15 protein-coding genes are annotated in these 17,431 nt (G+C 66.7%); 10 read left to right on the top strand and 5 right to left on the bottom strand.

Annotation, left to right across the window (positions count from 1 at the left end; all coding sequences use genetic code 11):
- The first annotated feature begins 46 nt into the window (after positions 1–46).
- The 5 genes from ACWHYQ_RS18235 to ACWHYQ_RS18255 all read left to right on the top strand — a co-directional run bounded on the left by ACWHYQ_RS18235 (position 47) and on the right by ACWHYQ_RS18255 (position 5,009).
- A complete protein-coding gene (locus tag ACWHYQ_RS18235) occupies positions 47–889 on the top strand; it encodes a carotenoid biosynthesis protein (protein ID WP_447973521.1) in 843 nt (280 codons plus the stop codon).
- Between the two features lie 105 nt (positions 890–994).
- The gene (locus tag ACWHYQ_RS18240) at positions 995–2,110 is read left to right on the top strand and encodes a c-type cytochrome (RefSeq protein ID WP_447973522.1); all 1,116 of its coding nucleotides are present in this window, start codon (positions 995–997) and stop codon (positions 2,108–2,110) included.
- 83 nt (positions 2,111–2,193) lie between these two features.
- A complete protein-coding gene (locus ACWHYQ_RS18245) occupies positions 2,194–2,589 on the top strand; it encodes a phage holin family protein (protein ID WP_447973523.1) in 396 nt (131 codons plus the stop codon).
- A 58-nt stretch (positions 2,590–2,647) separates the two neighbouring features.
- A complete protein-coding gene (locus ACWHYQ_RS18250) occupies positions 2,648–4,492 on the top strand; it encodes an ATP-binding protein (RefSeq protein ID WP_447973524.1) in 1,845 nt (614 codons plus the stop codon).
- 163 nt (positions 4,493–4,655) lie between these two features.
- Positions 4,656–5,009, top strand: a complete 354-nt coding sequence (locus tag ACWHYQ_RS18255) for a hypothetical protein (RefSeq protein ID WP_447973525.1) — start codon at positions 4,656–4,658, stop codon at positions 5,007–5,009.
- Between the two features lie 88 nt (positions 5,010–5,097).
- Here the strand turns inward: ACWHYQ_RS18255 and ACWHYQ_RS18260 are convergent, their stop codons facing one another.
- The 5 genes from ACWHYQ_RS18260 to ACWHYQ_RS18280 form a co-directional block, all read right to left on the bottom strand.
- Entirely contained in the window at positions 5,098–6,738 is a 1,641-nt protein-coding gene (locus tag ACWHYQ_RS18260; RefSeq protein WP_447973526.1) for an acetolactate synthase large subunit, read from the bottom strand.
- 89 nt (positions 6,739–6,827) lie between these two features.
- On the bottom strand, positions 6,828–8,888 hold the full coding sequence (locus ACWHYQ_RS18265) for a TonB-dependent receptor (protein ID WP_447975595.1): 2,061 nt from the start codon (positions 8,886–8,888) through the stop codon (positions 6,828–6,830).
- Positions 8,889–8,993: 105 nt separating this feature from the next.
- Positions 8,994–9,419, bottom strand: coding sequence for a DUF3842 family protein (locus tag ACWHYQ_RS18270; protein ID WP_447973527.1), 426 nt, complete (start codon positions 9,417–9,419; stop codon positions 8,994–8,996).
- An 8-nt stretch (positions 9,420–9,427) separates the two neighbouring features.
- Entirely contained in the window at positions 9,428–9,844 is a 417-nt protein-coding gene (nikR, locus tag ACWHYQ_RS18275) for a nickel-responsive transcriptional regulator NikR (RefSeq protein WP_447973528.1), read from the bottom strand.
- Between the two features lie 185 nt (positions 9,845–10,029).
- Positions 10,030–11,424 (bottom strand): Do family serine endopeptidase, encoded by a 1,395-nt coding sequence (locus ACWHYQ_RS18280; protein ID WP_447973529.1) that lies wholly within the window; start codon positions 11,422–11,424, stop codon positions 10,030–10,032.
- Between the two features lie 480 nt (positions 11,425–11,904).
- Here ACWHYQ_RS18280 and ACWHYQ_RS18285 point away from each other — a divergent pair, with 480 nt between their 5' ends.
- From ACWHYQ_RS18285 to ACWHYQ_RS18305, 5 genes are read left to right on the top strand one after another with little or no spacing between them, the layout of a single operon-like run.
- Complete coding sequence (locus tag ACWHYQ_RS18285) at positions 11,905–14,298, top strand: secretin N-terminal domain-containing protein (protein WP_447973530.1); 2,394 nt, start codon at positions 11,905–11,907, stop codon at positions 14,296–14,298.
- Positions 14,295–14,945: a type II secretion system protein gene (locus ACWHYQ_RS18290; protein ID WP_447973531.1), complete on the top strand. Its 651-nt coding sequence runs from the start codon at positions 14,295–14,297 to the stop codon at positions 14,943–14,945. Before ACWHYQ_RS18285 ends, ACWHYQ_RS18290 begins: the two co-directional genes overlap by 4 nt.
- A gap of 7 nt (positions 14,946–14,952) precedes the next feature.
- Positions 14,953–15,327: a type II secretion system protein gene (locus ACWHYQ_RS18295; protein WP_447975596.1), complete on the top strand. Its 375-nt coding sequence runs from the start codon at positions 14,953–14,955 to the stop codon at positions 15,325–15,327.
- Positions 15,328–15,361: 34 nt separating this feature from the next.
- Positions 15,362–16,174: a LysM peptidoglycan-binding domain-containing protein gene (locus tag ACWHYQ_RS18300; RefSeq protein ID WP_447973532.1), complete on the top strand. Its 813-nt coding sequence runs from the start codon at positions 15,362–15,364 to the stop codon at positions 16,172–16,174.
- A 39-nt stretch (positions 16,175–16,213) separates the two neighbouring features.
- Positions 16,214–17,431 (top strand): type II secretion system F family protein, encoded by a 1,218-nt coding sequence (locus ACWHYQ_RS18305; RefSeq protein WP_447973533.1) that lies wholly within the window; start codon positions 16,214–16,216, stop codon positions 17,429–17,431.

Here is a 17,431-nt window from a genome sequence, read left to right on the forward strand (position 1 = left end):
GTGGTCGGTGGTCCGTGCACCGACCTCTGCCCCCCGACCACAGACCATGGACTGCCTCGAGCTGCTGATTAAGACGGTCGCGTTCCGGCCCTACGTGTTCCTCTTCCTGGCGACGTCCCTATTCGCGGCACAGCGGCTGATGGGCTGGCGCCGGACCGGCCTGTTCTTCGCAATCGGGTGGGCCACCGCCTTCGCCTGCGAGTTTTCCTCCACCCGCACGGGGATCCCCTTCGGCTGGTATTTCTACACCGGCTCGACCGTCGGACAGGAGCTCTATCTTTCAAACGTCCCCTTCATGGACTCCCTGTCGTTCACGTTCCTGCTCTACGCGAGCTACTGCCTCGCCCTGATCTTTCTGCTGCCCGCCCACTCCGCCGGCCCAACCGCGGGCCCCGGCGCGGCCCGCCTCCCGCTGGCCTACGATCCGGCTGTCCGCACCTCCTGGCCCGCGCTCGGGTTAACCGTGCTGTTCTTTGTGCTCATTGACGTGGTGATCGACCCCGTGGCACTCCGTGGAGACCGCTGGTTCCTAGGCCGGATCTACTATTATCCCGAGCCCGGCCTGTACTACGGCGTGACCGTGACCAACTTTGTCGGGTGGGCCGTCGTCGGACTCATCGCGCTGGGAATTTACTTTGCCTACGACCGCCGGCTGGGTCCGATCCCGTCGGCGGAGGGCCGCTCGGTGACCGGCGACCTGCTGCTCGGCTGCGGGCTCTACTACGGGGTCCTGGTCTTCAACCTCGCGGTCACCTTCTGGATCGGCGAGCCGCTCCTGGGGATGACCGGAGTCCTGATCTACCTCCCTGTCACCGCCCTGCTCGCGCTCAGGCTGGCTGGCCGCCTGCCCGCCCCCGTGAGCCGATCCCGCTCGAGCGCCGCGGACTGAAGCGAAGGGAAGGGTTGGCGATCCCCCACGCGAGTGGGTATACTGCAGGGGATTTCTGCCGCCGAGTCCAGCGACCGCGGGAAGGGTGCTGTGCGAGGAGCAGTCATGGCGGGACAACCGAGCTTCGTGAAGAGCGTCGTCAAAAAACTCCTGATTGGGGTCGCGGTCGGCGGGATCTTGGTCGGGGCCGGCCGGGCCCTGGCCTTCCCGCCGGTCTTCCTCACCATGTTCTTTGCCTACGCCTTACTGGGGGCCGCCGTCTTCATCCTCCTCGACGCTCCCCCGCTCAAGCCCGTCAGCGGCGGCAAGGCGGTGGTCGCCATCACCGCATTCTATGTCGTGCTCTGCGCCGTCTATATCGGCGGCGGCTCCCTCTGGCCGCAGTACGACCCCGAGGACGAGAAGGGTAAGATCGAGAAGCTGCTGAAAGCCAAGCGGGAGAAATTCGCGGAGCAGAAGCCCGACGAGCTGCTCCAGAAGGCGGCGGCGCTGGAGACCAAGGTCCAGACCCTGCTGGCGCGTCTCCAGGAGATCGCCCCTGCAGAAGCCCCTGCCGGTGCCCCCGGAGCCGACGGGACGAAGCCGGCCCCAGCGACGGGCGGCAGCCTGCTCGCACGCGGGCGCGAAGTCTATGAGCTGTACGAGTGCTACAACTGCCACAAGATCGGCGGACAGGGCGGCGTCAAGAAGCGAGGGCCGAACCTGGACAACATCGGATCCTTCCTCACGAAGGAAGACATCAAGAAGAAGGTCTTCGACCCAACCTATCTGTACGCTGAGGGATTCGAAGAGGAGCATAAGAAAGGCCGGATGCCGGACAAGTACAAGGACCTCATGACCGACGAGGAGATCGAAGCCCTGGCCGCCTATCTCAGTTCCCTGAAGAACCCCGCGGTCGAGACCCCGAAACCGGTTTTCCTCAAGACCAAGGTCGAGCACGGGTTCACCCTGTACGGGTACGTGCGCGACGGCTCGGGGAAGGGGGTCGCCGGAGTCGAGGTCAAGGCGACCCCGCTCAAGGCGGGCGGCCATCCCGGCAGCGCGAAGACCAACGCGGACGGGTACTACGAGATCTTCCTCCACCTGCACAACGAGGACGTCGGGACGAAGATCCAGGTCTCCGCCGGGGGGACTCAGAAAGAGGTCGTGGCCAACTACAATCCGGCCGACAAGGTTACCAAGCGCCAGTTGTCCGTGGACCTGACGGTCCAGGCAAGCTAAAAAATCCAGTGATCAGTGGTCAGGGGTCAGTGGAAACCAGAACGCGGTTCACCGACCACTGACCACGAGGTCATCGTTCTCCTATGACGGGTCTCCTGATCCGCTTCGGCGTGACGGCGGTGGCCGTGCTGCTGGCCACGCAGGTGGTCCCCGGCATCGAGGCCCAGAGCCCGGCCGCCGGCCTGGCAGCCGTGATCGTACTGGCCCTGCTCAACGCGATCGTCCGGCCCCTCCTCTATCTCCTCTCGCTCCCCTTCATCGTGCTCACGCTTGGCCTGTTCATGGTGCTCATCAACGCGCTGCTGCTCTGGCTCACCGCGCTGCTGGTAAAGGGCTTCGTCGTCGAAGGCTTCTGGCCCGCCGTTTGGGGCGCGCTCCTGATCAGCGTGGTGAGCACGATCCTCAACCTGTGGGTCTCCGAGCAGGGACGGGTCGAGATCGTCGTGCACCGGGCCCGCCCGCCCAAAATCATCAATTGAACTCCTGCAACGCCGCTGCTAGAATGCGCCCCTTGGACCGTGCAGAGGAGACGGCCCTATGGGCTCCAGCGCCGAGCACGCCCGCGCCAGCAAACAGACGACCCTCCAGCGAACCTTGACCACAGCCCTCAACGACCTCGGGGTCGAGGCCGCGATGGTCGCGATCGTCGACCGGGAAGGGCAGCCGCCGGTGGTGCAGGGGGCTCGGGGGTTCTCCCTTCGCGAAGTGCAGGCGATCCTACGCACCCTTGCCGTCCACGACCTGATGTCGCCGCCGGACCTCCGCGCCGCGAAGGCGAAGGGAGAGGAGAACGGCGAGGGCTCTAAGTCATTTCGCCTGCGCATGCTGACGCCCAGCACCAAGTCCCTGCTTGCCATCCCGCTTCGGCACCAGCAGCGTGTCTACGGCTTCCTGGTCATCGGGAGGAAGGAGAGCGCGAGCTTCACCAAGAAGGAGAAGAGCCTGATCGAGAGCGCGGGAGACGAGATCACCAGCGCGCTTGAGCGGGCCTCGCTCTTCGACGGGTCCGTCCTGCTGAGCCGGCCCTTCGTCTCGCCGGAACCTGTCTCGCCCCCCGGTGCGACGCCTGGCGAGCAGTTGGCCGCGCCGCCCTCCTACGCCACGCCGGAGAGGCAGGAACGGGTCATCGCCTTGCTGAACGAGGCGGCCCAGACCATCCCCTTCGACCGAGCCTGGGTGACCGCCTACGATCCGCTCATTGGCTCGCTGGAAGTCCTGGGCATCGCCGGCGAGGTGAAGGGCGATAACAAGAAAGACCTCAAGGCCGGCCAGCGTCTGGGACTCGAAGCTTCCGCCTCCGGCTGGGCTGTCCGCCATCGCAAAACCCGCGTGGACCACGATCTCGCATCCACACAGGGCCGCTTCATTGACCACAAGCACCTCTACCGGGACCGCTACCAGTCGGCCCTGGTCGTCCCCTTCTTCGTGCGGGGCCAGGTGGGCGGGACGATCACGCTGGCCTCCAAGACCGCGATGCAGTATGCGCTCCCCGATGCGCGGGCGCTGGAGCCCTTGATGGTGAAGCTCGGCGAGTTGCTCCAGGAGCCACCCACGGCCCCGAGCGCGAAGACCGAGCCGGCCGGACGCGGGGAGCCACAGGCTGCCCTCCCGCCGACGGCCTCCGCCGAGCCGCTCATCCGCAAGCAGGAACGGCAGGCCGCCCTGGGGGAATTCAGCGCGTTTCTGGCGACCGAGGTCAGGGAACCGCTCGCGTCCATACGGGCGCAACTCGAGGAGGTCACCGGCGAGGGCAGCCTGGACTTCGATTCGCAGACCCGGGTCGAGAACGCCATGCGCGACCTGATCCGGGTCGAAGCCCTGCTCAACGAGGTCCTCGACTTCGCCAAGCCGCTCGAGCTGAACCGGCGCCTGTGCCGGATTCCCGACGTCATCGAGAACGCGCTGACGGTGGTCGCAACGGACCTGGACATGAACCGGATTCGGGTCACGAAGGACTACGCGGCCAACCTGAGCCAGGTCCGCTGCGACGAAGCCAAGATGCAGCAGGTCTTCCTCAGCGTGTTCAAGAACGCGCTCGAGGCGATGACGCCCGGCGGGCACCTCGCCATCGAGGTCAGCCAGCACAAGGCCGGCCGCGGCGCCGAAGTCCAGATCCTGATCAAGAACGACGGCGTTCCCATCCCGACCGAACACATGGGCAAGGTGTTCGAGCCGTTCTTTACCACCAAGCGCGCCGGCACCGGGTTGGGGCTCGCGACGGTCAAGAAGATCGTCGAGGAGCACCAGGGGCAGATTTCCATCGCCAGCGGGCCCGGCCAGGGGACCACCGTCATCATTCGGTTGCCTGCCGCGGCGCCGCGCTCAGCCCCGCACCGCCGCCGCGGCCGCGGCCGGCGCCCGCCGCGGTCCCGCCAGAGCTGACGGGGGCTCCGAACGTGCTTCGGGGGGAGCCTGGCCCAGGCTTGACAGGCGAGCAGCGGGCGGCTAAGATACCGCCGCTTTTCCTGTGTCTTTGGGGGAGTCTTGCTCATCGAGCGAACCGGTATCTTTCTATTTCACCCTCATCTCAAAAGGAGTGTGCCCTATGAAGACACTCGTCGGAACCGTGGCAGGACTGTTAGGCGTCTTTTTCCTCGTGTCGGTGGCCTCGGCAAATCCGGCTCTGCTCCCGAAGCACCCGGGCTACCCGGCCAAAGAGGCGGTCTCACCGGTGACCGGCCAGCCACTGGCCAATGATCCGGGCCAACCCAACCTGACGGGCGAAAACGCGGCGTTGAAGTCGGCCGAAGTGGAAGGCAAGCACGCCGTCCAGAACCTGTCCGACCCCAACAACCAGCGCATCGTCGAGAAGCAGGGCGCCGGGCGGTTGCCGAACGTGCAAGGCCCGCAAATCAAGATCGAGCCCCCGGTGAAGGAGGCGACCCGGATGCCGAAGTAATCGGGATTGGTTTTATTCGAAGATCCAACAACGAGGGGCGGCTCCCCGCGAGGGAGCCGCCCCTTCTTGTTTCGTCCACGGCCTCCTGCTACTCCGCGGCGGTCAGCCGCTCCGAGAGCCGGAGGTTCTCAGCGTAGTCCACCGGGCAATCCACCACAGCAGGCCGCCCGCAGGCCAGGGCCTCTCGTAGCACGGGCGTGAGCGCGGCCGGCTCGGACACCCGGTATCCCGCCGCCCCGAAGCTCCGAGCCAGGGCGGCAAAGTCCGGGTTGCCGAAGTCCACCGCGGTGGCCCGCCCGAACGCGAGCTGTTGTTTCCACCGGATGACGCCGTACCCCCCGTCTCGCCAAACCAGGAGGACGAGCGGGGTGTTGAGCCGGACTGCCGTCTCCAGCTCCTGCAGGTTCATCAGCGCCCCGCCATCGCCCGTCACCGCGACCACGCGCCGTTCGGGGAACAGTAGCTTGGCGGCGATGGCGCCGGGGAGCCCGATGCCCATGGCCGCGAACCCGTTCGAGATGACACAGGTGTTGGGGGACTCGCACGGGAACATCCGCCCCATCCAGAGCTTGTGGGCCCCCACGTCGCAGACCACGATGTCGTCCGGCGCGAGCGCGGCCCGCAGTTCCCGGATGACCTGTTGGGGCCGCAACGGCCAGGCGGGTTGCGGAGCGGCGGTCTCCGCCTCGAAGGCCTCGGCGACCGTGGCGCGCGCTCCCGCCGCCCAGGCCGGCTCAAAGGGGGAGAGCCCCTGCCCGATCTGGTCCAGGCAGAGCGTGAGATCGCCCAGGACGCCGACCTCGACGATATAGTGCTGGTCCACCTCCGCCGGGGACCCGTCCACATGAACAACGCGCTTGTCCCGGTTTGCGTTCCAGAGGCAGGGGGCGTACTCGACGAAGTCATAGCCGACCGCCAGCACGACGTCCGCCTGCTCAACGACGCGCGCGGCATAGTCGCGCAGCCGCAGCCCGATCGTATAGAGCGACAGCGGATCGGAGTCCGGGAGAATCCCCTTGCCCATGAACGTGTGCACGACCGGGATGCGGAGGGCGCGGGCGAACCGGCGGAGCGCGTCATGGGCCCGCTGGCGCACGACGCCGTTGCCCGCCAGGATGACGGGCCGCTTCGCCGCGCCCAGCGCTTCGATCGCCCGCTTCACCTGAACCGGCAGCGGCTCGGGAATGAAGGGCGCCTGGACACGGAGCGGCGCCAGGTCCCTCTCTCCAGGGACTGGCTCGCCCGCCACGTCCTCGGGCAGCTCCAGGTGTGTCGCGCCCGGCTTCTCCGTCTGCGCCACCTTGAAGGCCTTGCGGACCGCCTCGGGGATGACGTGCGCCCGGGTGATCGCGGCATTCCACTTGGTGACCGTCCTGAACATCGAGAGGACGTCAATATACTGGTGTGACTCCTTGTGCATCCGGTCCAGCGAGGCTTGGCCTGTGACCGCGACCAGGGGGGCATGGTCGAGGGTGGCATCGGCCACGCCGGTTAGCAGGTTGGTGGCGCCCGGGCCGAGCGTGGCCAGGCAGACTCCCGCCCTTCCGGTCAGCCGGCCATGCACGTCAGCCATGAACGCGGCGCCCTGCTCGTGTCGGACCGTGACCACCCGCAGCCGGGAGTCCCGCAGGGCATCTGTCAGATCCAGCGTCTCCTCGCCGGGCAGCGCGAACACGAACCGCACGCCCTCGTTCTCCAGGCAGCGCACCACTACGTCGGCAGCTCTCATGCTCCGCCCCATGCACTCTCAGCGAGTAGCGACTGGCGGGCAGCGCGCAGCGGGTCTGGCTGTTGGCTGTCCGCTATTCGACGGCTACTTCAAAAATACCACGCCAGGCCACCCATGAAAAACCGCGGCATCCCCGGCACGAAGTGAATGTCGCTCACGCCGGCCGGCTCGTTCCGCAGCCGCGACTCAAAGAAGAAGACGGCCTGCTCCCATTTGGTATCCAGCAAGTTCTGAATGCTGAGAAACGCTTCCAGTCGGCCATACGGTAGCTTGACCGGAAGCTGATAGCGCTCGATGAGATCGAACACGGTCCACGACGGGGCGCTCACGTTCCGAGTCTCGGTCAGCGGCCGGGTGCCCAGGTAGGTCATCTGCAACTGTGAGGACAGCCCTTCCGGCCAGCGAAGCAGCAGCCCGGCGTAGGCGGTATGCTCGGGCGCCAAGGGAACCGCCAGGCCCGTGTCGCGGAACTCCGCATGGGTCCAGGTCCAGCTCCCGTTGAAATAGAGCGGGCCGAGCACTTGGCCACGGCCCCCGACCTCCAAGCCGTACCGGCGTGTGGGACCTCGGGATTCGGTCGTGCCTTCGTCCCCCACAAACACCAGCTCGGACTGCAGGTCCAGAGCCCACAGGGTGGTGATGAACTCGAACTGCTCCCAGGGCTTCGTGCGCAGCCCGATCTCATAGCTTTTGGCCCGGGCGAGCGGCACCCCGCCGGCGACCACCCCCCGCGCATCATTGCTGTGGTACCCCTGGCCGTAGTTCAGGAAGAATTCCGTGCGGAACCAGGGACCCAGGATCACGTTGGCCTTGGGCATGAGCAGGGCCGCAGTCTGTCGGCCGGCCGGCTGGATGGCGCAGGTGGCGCACCGGTTGCGAACATCAAAGGTAAAAACATCCAGCCGGCCGCCTCCTGCGAGTCGCAGCCAGGGCGCCGGCTGCACCTCCAGCTTGAGGTACGGCGAGTACGAGGCTTCCAGAATGTCGCTGTCCGTCGTCGTGGCCAACGGCTGCCGTCTCACCTGCGTCCCGAGCCGGACATGGATGTCATCCACGCGCGTCTGCACCCCGGCCGTAACGACGCTGCCCGCACCCAGGACCTCCCCGGCTTGCCGCCACCCGAGATCTCCGCCGTAGATCAGTCGCCGGTCTGCCTGCTGGATGCCGTCCCCGTTGACTGGGTTGTTCAGGAAGAAGGTGAAATTGGTGTACAGGTCCAGCCGGTAATACTGCGCGTACAAGTTCGCAAACGCCTTGCCGCCCGACGGCGCGTCATAGTGATAGTTTAGCCGGCCCGTCGCCCAGGTCGTGTTACCCCCTTCAGACGGATCAATGGCACCGAACCGGTCCAGAGACCCATTGAGCACGGCCCGGAGGGGAATCTCTCCGGACCCATGCCATTGAGACTTCTGCAAGCTCCCAGCAAGGCTCAGCTCCGACCGGCTCGTCGGGTTCAGGGTGGCCTTCGCCAGGCCATTGAACCGAACATAGTTGTTGGGGTTGTCAAAGGGCCCGTTGGTGTAGTAGCCCTCCGCGGCCAGCAGCGTGCGCACCTTCTCTCGGGTGGGCGACAGCATCAGCAGGTGCCGCTGCGTGGCGAACATCCCGCCGGCGAGCTGGACGAGGCCTTCCTCGACCACGTCGCGCGTGACGAAGTTCACCGCCCCTGCGGTGGCGAAATCACCGAACTCCACGTGATACGCGCCTTTGGCCACGTCAACGCCCTTGATGGTCTCGGGGATGATGAAGTTCAGGTCCGTATACCCCTGGCCGTGCGCATGGCTCCGTAGGTTGATCGGCATCCCGTCGGTGAAGAACGCGATGTCGGTGCCATGGTCCGCGTCGAACCCACGCAGGAAATACTGGTCTGCCTTCCCGGCCCCGCCCGAGTGCTCGACCGTGATGAAGCCTGGGATCAGCCGGAGGACCTGGGCGGGCCGCCCCTGCGGTTGCAACAGAATCTCCTTGTCCGGGATGAACTGCTGGGAGGAGGCCGCCACAGGCCGGTCGGCCGTGACGGCCACCTCGGGCAGCACGACGGGGCCGTCCTCCGCCGGCTCGTGCGCGCGGGTCGCCGGCGCGCTGACGATGAACCAGGCCACCGCCAGCGGAAGGACGACCCGCCAACGAGAGGGATGTCCGCGTCGCATCACCGTCCTGTTCCACGTCCGCATCCGGATCCAGACAGGCTGCCAGGGCAGCCGTGTCAGACCCTCGTGGCCTGACGGTGACAGATGAGACTGACGCGGGAAGGCTCAGGCCAGCCCGGCGGACCGGAGCGCGGCCTGGACGTATTCGATCGTCCGGATCATCAGGTCGTCGAGGGTGCCGGTCTCGGTCCCGACCACCCGAACGCCGGAGCGGTTCAGCGGCAAGAGCAGCTTCCGACCCGGGGCGCGGAGAATGGCGGCCGCCATGCCGGCGGTGACCTCGCCCACCATCGCGCCAGGCAGCACGATGCTCAACGAGCCGAGGATCAGGTCCGCCTCCGCGACCATCGGCCGGAGCGCTCGATGCCCGACGCCCACGCGCGAGGCTCCCGCGCGCGCCATGGCCGCCGCGGCCGCCTGGTTAGTTCCCAGGGCGACGAGCTCATGAGGGGCGGCCACCACGCCGGACAACCGCCGAATCAAGTGAGCGCCCAGCCCCCCGCCGCGCCCATCGATCACGCAGATCCGCACACCGCTCCTCAGCTCAAGCTCCTCCCGGTGGTCGTCATCGCCAGCTTGCCGTGCTTGACGCCCTTGACGCTGACCAGCGCGTCCGCGACCTTCTTGATCTCGGACCCCTTGCCCTTGAGGACCAGCACCTCCAGGCAGTGATCATGGTCCAGATGCACGTGCATCCCGGAGAGGATGAATCGCTGGTAGCGGTGCTGGATGTCGGTCAACTTCCGGATCAGATCCCTGACGTGATGGTCGTAGACGAAGGTGACCGTGCCGACCGTCTCCCGATTCTCATCCCACTCCTGCCCGACCAGGTTATCCCGGATCAGGTCCCGCAGCGCCTCCGACCGGTTCGTGTACTTCTTCTGGGCGATCAGCCGATCGAAGTCGTCCAGCAGGTGATGATCCAGCGACACCCCGAACCGGACGAGCTTCTTCATGACGGCGCACGTCCTGTAGTAACACGATTCGTAGAAACGTGGCACGGACCATAGCATGGGCCGACAGCGGTGTCAATCCCACCGTCTCGCTGTTGTCCCGTGCGCGCTTTGGTGGAACGGATGGGCTCGGGGATCCGACCAGCAACCGTGGGGGCGAGGCCCGACCGACTGCCCAGCCCGCCCCCTCACTCCCCTTCGATCGGCACATAGAACAGCGCCCCCTGTCGGTTGGCGAGCAACAGAACGGGATCCTTCGGCTTGATCGGCTCCACGAGGCGCTTGTAGGCGGCGAGGTCTGGGACTGGCTGGTGGTTGACCTCGACAATCAGATCCCCGGGCGCCAGGCCTGCCTCTTCGGCGAGGCTTCCCTCCTCCACATCCGTCACGACGACGCCAGCCCGCTCGCTGAGTCCGAGCTGTCGCGCGAGCGCCGGGGTGAGATCGTCCACCAGCAGGCCGCCCAGGGGATGGCGCACCGGCCCTTCGAAGGCTGTCTGCGCCGGCCGGCGAATTCGCTCCCGCGGCGACTCCTGGATCGTCAGCTCGACCTGCATGGGCTGACCCTGGCGGACAATGTCCAGCCGGTGCCGGCTGCCGATCGGGGCACTCGCAATCATGTTGCGGAGCCGGCTGGAATCCACCACGTCCTTCCCGTCAAACCGGACTACGACGTCCCCGCGACGGAGGCCGGCCTGCTCGGCCGACCCCTGGGGCAGGAGGTCCGTGACGATCGCACCCTTGGCCTCCCGGACCTGGAAGAACTTCCGCAGCGGCGGCGTCACGTCCTGGGTCGAGGCACCCAGGAAACCCCGCACGACGCGCCCAGTGTTCAGCAGGCTCTGCATGACCGTGCGGACCATGTTGCTCGGGATGGCGAAGCCGACCCCGACGTTGCCGCCGGTCGGGCTCGCGATCGCCGTGTTGATCCCGACCAGTTCGCCGCGCACGTTCACCAACGCCCCGCCGGAACTCCCGGGATTGATCGGCGCGTCCGTCTGGATGAAATCCTCGAAGTCCGCGACGCCGACATCGGCCCGGCCGACCGCGCTCACGATCCCGAACGTTACCGTCTGGGTGAGTCCCATCGGATTGCCGATCGCCAGCACGAAGTCTCCCACCGCCAGCCGGCCCGAGTCGCCCCACGGTACGGTTGGCAGCCCCGCCGCCTCGATCTTCACCACCGCCACGTCGGTTTTCGGGTCGGTCGCCACCACGCGTCCCGTAAACTGCCGCCGGTCCGCGAGCAGCACCTCGACCTGGCTCGCCTCTGTCACCACGTGATGGTTGGTGATGATGTACCCGTCTGGAGAAACGATCACTCCGGAGCCCTGCCCATACTGCCGTCGCGGGATCTCCGGGAACAGACCGAACGGCAGCCCCTCGTCGCTGAAGGTCTGCTCTCGGACGACCACGGTGGAGGCGATGTTCACGACGGCCGGGCTGACCCGCGCGGCAGTGCTTCTCACCTGGGTCTGCAGATCGGGCCGGCCCTGCGCAGCGGCCAGCGGAGATGCCGCCGCACTCACCGCGCCGAGGGCCAGGAGCAGGCAGGTCAATCGGGAGCGGAACAGGTTGGTCATGGGGTGCTCTCCTCTTTGAGCCGAACCGGCGCGGCAGCCTCGGGTGCACGCGAGGCGGCTCCTCCGGCAGCAACAGCCTCCTCAAGGAGAGACGCCTTCGGGAAGGAGGGCGTCAAGGCCGTCGCCAGAAGCGCTGCCTTAACCAGGGCACGCCTTCCGCGTGGCAAATGACCCAGTTGTTCTTGAAACCTTTCCATCAAAGGATGTCCCTTCAAATGTGGGGAGCTATTTTACCCAATACAAGGCACGGATTGTCACCTTTCCAGGCCTGGGCTAGGGTGGCCACGTTGTGCCCGCGCGGCGTGGGCGAGCCGCAGCGAAGGTGGCTGACAAGGAGGCGTTCGGGACAGCGACCAATCCGAATCCATGACGGTGTCGCTGGACCGCGAATCGAGTGGGATCGGACCGAGGTGACATCGTGCAGCCTGTCCCCTCACCTGTCGCGCGACCTGGCATGACCGCCCACCCGGTTGGATGGCGATGAAACGACCTCACCGCATCCATCCTGTCGTCTGGTTCGCCGCGGCGTTCGTCTTCCTGGTCAGCTTGAACGCTTGCAGTGGACCAGAGGTCCGCCGCGGCGACAAGCTGGCGGCCGAAGGGAACTGGGATGGCGCGGTGACCGCCTACCGGCAGGCCCTGCGGAAGGATCCCTTCAACGAACGGTTGCAGAAGCGCCTCGAGGAGGCGAAGGCCCGCGCGGCGGAGCAACACTATGCGGAAGGGCGCCGGCTGTTAAAGGAAACCCGGATCCAGGAGGCGGTCCACGAGTTCAAGCTCACCCTGGGCCTGGACCCTTCCCTCATTGAGCATCACGATGCGCTCGGCGACGCCCTCCGCCGCAAGGAAGCTCACGACCAGCTCCAGGCCGCCGACAAGTTCCGCAGCATGGGCCAGCACGACGAGGCGCTGGAGGCCTACGAGCGGGCGGCCCAGCTCGATCCGACCCTGACGAAGGCGCTGGAAGGCATCACCGCCCTGACGCAGCAGCAGCGCGAGGAGAAGGCCCTCGGGGGCTCTAGCCAGCCGATCACGCTCCGGTTCCAGAACACCCGGCTCAAAGAGGTCTTCGAGATCCTGTCCCGGGCCAGCGGCATCAACATTGTCCTGGACAAGGACGTCCGGGACGACCCCATCACCATCATCATCAAGGATACGCCCTTCGAGGACGCGCTCCAGCTCCTGCTGGCCACCAACAACCTCTTCTCGCGCCAGATCGGACCCGACACGCTCTTGATCGCGCCGAACAACCGCCAGAAGCAGGACCAGTATCAGGACTTGATGATCCGCACCTTCTACCTCTCGAACGTCAAGGCCAAGGACATGCTGAACCTGCTCCGGAGCATGTTGGAGACCAAGCGGATTCAGGCCAACGAGCCGGTGAATGCGATCGTGATGCGGGACCGGCCCGAAAAGATCCAGATGGCCGAGCGGATCATCCTGGCCAACGACCGCAAGGAGCCGGAAGTGCTGCTGGACGTCGAGCTGCTGGAGGTCAACCGGAGCAAGCTCCTCCAGTACGGGTTGAGCTACGGCAAGAAGGCCTCCGTGACCATGCTCTCCGGCAACCAGCAGTCCGACACGTTCTCGCTCACCCAACTCAAAGACTTGGCCGCCCTCGGCTACGGCAGCTACCTCTTCACGATTCCCAATTCAGCGACGCTGGACTTTCTCAAGAGCGAAGCCGATGCCAAGCAACTGGCCGCGCCGAAACTGCGAGTGCTGAACAACAAGAAGGCAGAGATCACCATCGGCGACAAGCAGCCGATTCTGCTCTCGACCTCCAACGTGCTGCCCGGGACCGCCGTCACCGGGGCGACGCCCACGACCTCCACGGTGACCTCGATCGAGTTCAAAGACGTGGGCGTGAAGCTCAAGGTCGAACCGACCATCCACCTCACGAACGAAGTCACCTTGAACATCAAGGTCGAAGTGACCCGGGTGGGCGAGGAGGTCATCCTACAGGCAAGTCCCCGCATCGCGCAGTTCAAGTTCGGCAACCGGTCAGCCGAGACGACCCTGCTGCTCAATGACGACGAGGCGGTCGTGCTGGGCGGGCTGATCCAGGATGAAGATCGGAAGCAGCGCTCGACGATTCCGATTCTCGGCGACATCCCGATTCTGGGTGATCTGATCTCCTCCTTCAAAACCGAAACCGTGTCCACCGAGGTGGTCCTGACGATCACCCCGCACATCGTCCGCTCGCTGACCACGCCCGATCTCACCACCCAGGCCTTCTGGTCAGGCACGGAGACCAACTACGCCACCGCGCCCCTGTTCTCAAACCTGGTGCAGAAGACCGGGACGCGGTTGAAGTCCCGGCCCTCCGAGGGAGCGCCGCCCGCGTTGCAAAGCCCGGCTCCGGGCAGCGCGCCGCCGTCGGGACCGGCGGGTGGCGCGCCGGTCGCGCCCGGGATCCCCTCGGCTGAATCCGGCGAACCGGCGGTCGACGTCGTCGCCAGCGGGGTGGCGCGCCTCGCCTTGCGTCCGCAGGAGTTGTCGGCGATGGTCGGGCAGGAGTTCCAAGTGGAAGTGGTCATCGAGAACCTGGAAGGGTTGAGTGACTCGACGGTCAGGCTCCTGTACAACCCCAATCTGATCGTGTTCAAGAGCGCCAAGGAAGGCGAGTTGCTGACGCGGGGCGGGGCGGCCGCCTCGGTGAACGTCTCAGGCAACCCGGCCGGGGGCGAGGTGAAGGTTCGCCTGCAGCGGCAGGGGGCCCCGGCCTCGGGCCAGGGAGTCCTGGCCACGTTGCAGTTCCAGGCCAAGGCCGCGGGTATCGGGGTGCTGGAGGTGCCCGAGGTCTCCGTGGTTGGCTCCGGCGCCAAACCGGTGCCGGTCCAGACCGGCCGCGTCGTCGTACGGGTGCGATGAAGCGCCGGATCACGCGCGCGAAGGCAGCGGGCTCGGCGAGCCTGGCGGGAGCGCAGGGGGTCACGTTGCTCGAGGTGTTGATGACCCTGTCCATTCTGCTGGTCTTGGCGTCCGTGTCCCTCCCCGTCGCCAAGATGGCGACCAAGCGGAGCCAGGAGCTAGAACTCCGCCAGAAGCTCCGCGAGATCCGGACCGCGATTGACCAGTTCCACCTCGATTGGGCGCGCGACGGGGATACATTGCTGGGCCCGATGTGTAAGGAGAACAAGCTGAGCTGCAAGCTCAACACGGGGATCGCCGGGTACCCCAAGAGCCTGGAGACCTTGCTAGGCGTGGAGCTGACCGGAGAGGAGGCCGCCGCCAAGGCGGAAAAGGCGGCCACGGCGGCCAAAGAGGCGGCGGCCAAGGAGGTCGTCCAGGGAAAAGACAGCTCGGCGACGACCGTGGTCAAGGAGAGCAAGCTCGTGACGGTCAAGCGGTATCTGCGCCGCATTCCGGTTGACCCGATGACCGGAAAAGCCGACTGGGTGCTCCGTTGCTATACGGATCCGCCCGACGCGGACAAATGGTGCGAGGAAGATGTCTACGACGTCTATTCCAGGAGCAAGGACCTGGCCCTGGACAAGTCCAAGTATCGCGACTGGTGACGGCCGGCTGGGGCGGGCGACGGAGCGCGGGTTCACGCTGACGGAGATGCTGATCGTGCTCTCGATCGCCGGCATCCTGATCACGCTGGCCCAGCCCTCGTGGAGCGGCGCCGTGCTCAAGGCCAAGGAGGCCGCGCTGAAGCAGAACCTCCTGACGATTCGCGACGTCATTGACCAGTACAAGGCCGACAAGGGCACCTATCCGCAGACCCTGGCCGAGCTGGTCGCGAGCGGGTACCTGAGACAAGTGCCCCTTGACCCCTTCACGAAATCCGACCAGACCTGGCAGGAGATCCGCGATGAGCAAGATGGCGGGATCTTCGACGTCCGGAGCGGGAGCGATTTGGTGGCACGCGATGGCACCCCCTACAACAAATGGTAACAGGCAGCCGCATTGGCTGCCCTGGGCCCTATTGATGTCCACAGCTAGCCTGGGGCTGCTGGCGGCCGGGTGCACCGCATTCGACGGGTCGCAGAAACGGTCGGAGCTGGACGCGGCGCGGCAGCAACTGAACATAATGCTGCGCGAAGCCCGGGCGGAGTCGAGTGCCATCCGCGAGGAAATGGCCAAGACGCGCATCGCTGCCGCGAAGCAGGAAGCTGAGCTGCAGGAGTTGCGCCGACAGGTGGCGGAGCTGCGGCAGACCCTCGAGGGCAAGCAGGTGGAGATCAAGACCCTGCGGTCGGAGCGGGACCGTCTGCTGCAGGTCAAGACTGAGCAGGAAACCCAACTGGTCGAGCTGGCCCGGTTGCGCCAGGCGGCGACAGAGGCAGCCGCGTCCCAGGCGAAGCTTCGCGAATTGGAGACCGTCCTCGCGTCCACAACCGCCGAGTTGGAGCAGGCCAGGAAGCGGCTGGGGCAGCGTCAGGCCAAGGGCGCGGGCAAGCCCACCAGCCAGCCAGCCAAGGCGAAGAAAGCTGGGCCCGAGGAAGCCCCGCCAAATCCGACCGCCACATCGCAGCCCAAGACGGCGGGCCTGGCGCCCGCCCGGCCGCCGGGGTCGCCGGAGAGCCGACCGCCCGGCGAGCCCACCATGCGGGTGGCCGACGTCCGCACCGCGCCGGAGGGTGTCACCCGTGTGACGGTCCAGCCCGGCGACACCCTCTGGTCCATCGCGCACCAGCACGGCCTGACCGTCGAAGCCCTCAAGGGCGCCAACGGCCTAGAGCACGACGTGATCGTTACCGGGCAGGAGCTGCTCATTCCGGCGAATCCCGCCGATCGGTAGGATCCGCGGCGCTTGCGGGCGACGGGGCCACGAGAGCCGATGGGGCGATTCTATTACAGAGCGGCGCGGGCCGACGGCACGGTCGTGGAGGCGTGGGCGGACGGAGACAGCGAGCAGGCCATCCGCGCCCAGCTTGAGGGGGAGGGCTGGCTGCTGCTGAGCCTCGGCGGCGAGCGGGGCCGCGCGGCCGGGCGGCCGGGCGGCGGGCTTCCCTGGCGCCGCCGCCGCCTCTCGCTCCGCGAGTTCCTCGTGTTCAACCAGGAGTTGCTCGCCCTGGTCAAGGCCGGCCTGCCCATCCTGAAGACCTGCGAGCTGCTCGCCGACCGCGCCGCCAACCCGGACTTCAAGGCGGCCCTGCAGGGCGTGCGGACCGCCATCCGCGGAGGCGCCTCGATCTCCGAGGCCCTGGGCCAGTACCCAGTCTACTTCCCCGAAGTGTACCGGGCGTCGCTCCGGGCCGGCGAGCAGACCGGCAACGTGGCCGAGGTGCTCCGGCGCTACATCAGCTACCTCAAGCTGCTGATCAGCGTCCGTGAGAAGGTCGCCAAGGCGCTGGCCTACCCGGCCTTCCTGGTCACGGTCGGAATCGCGGTCGTCGCGTTCCTCATGACCTACGTGGTCCCGACGTTCGCGGACATCTATCAGCAGAACCAGAGCCAGCTTCCGCTGCCGACCCAGATGCTCCTCCGGGCGGTCGCCGCGATCCAGCAGGGCCTGTCGGCCCTCCTGCTCGGGGGCGTCGGCCTCGCCGTCGCGGCGCACCGCTGGGTCAGGACGCCGATCGGACGGGCCTGGGCCGATCGGGTCAGCCTCCGGCTTCCCGTGCTCGGTGACATCTTGCTCAAGAACCAGATCATCCGGCTGGCGCGGACCCTTGCCACGATGCTCGCGGGCGGCATCCCGCTGCTCACCGCGCTCCAGATCACCCGCGGGGCTCTGACCAACACCGTGCTGGCGGAGGCGCTGGCCCGCGCCACCGACCGCCTGCGCGACGGCACGAGCCTGGCCGACGCGCTGCGGAGCGAGCGGTTCCTGCCGCCGATGTCCCTGGAGATGATCGAGGTCGGCGAGACCACCGGCTCGCTAGAAACCATGTTGCAGGACATCGCCGAATTCCACGAGAGCGAGCTCGACCTGCGCCTGAGCCAGATCACCACGTGGATCGAGCCGGTCTTGCTCCTGGTCATGGGAGTCCTGGTCGGAGGCGTCGTCATCATTATGTACCTGCCCGTGTTCCAGCTTGCGGGCACCGTGTAG

This window comes from Nitrospira sp. Kam-Ns4a (genome assembly GCF_965152595.1).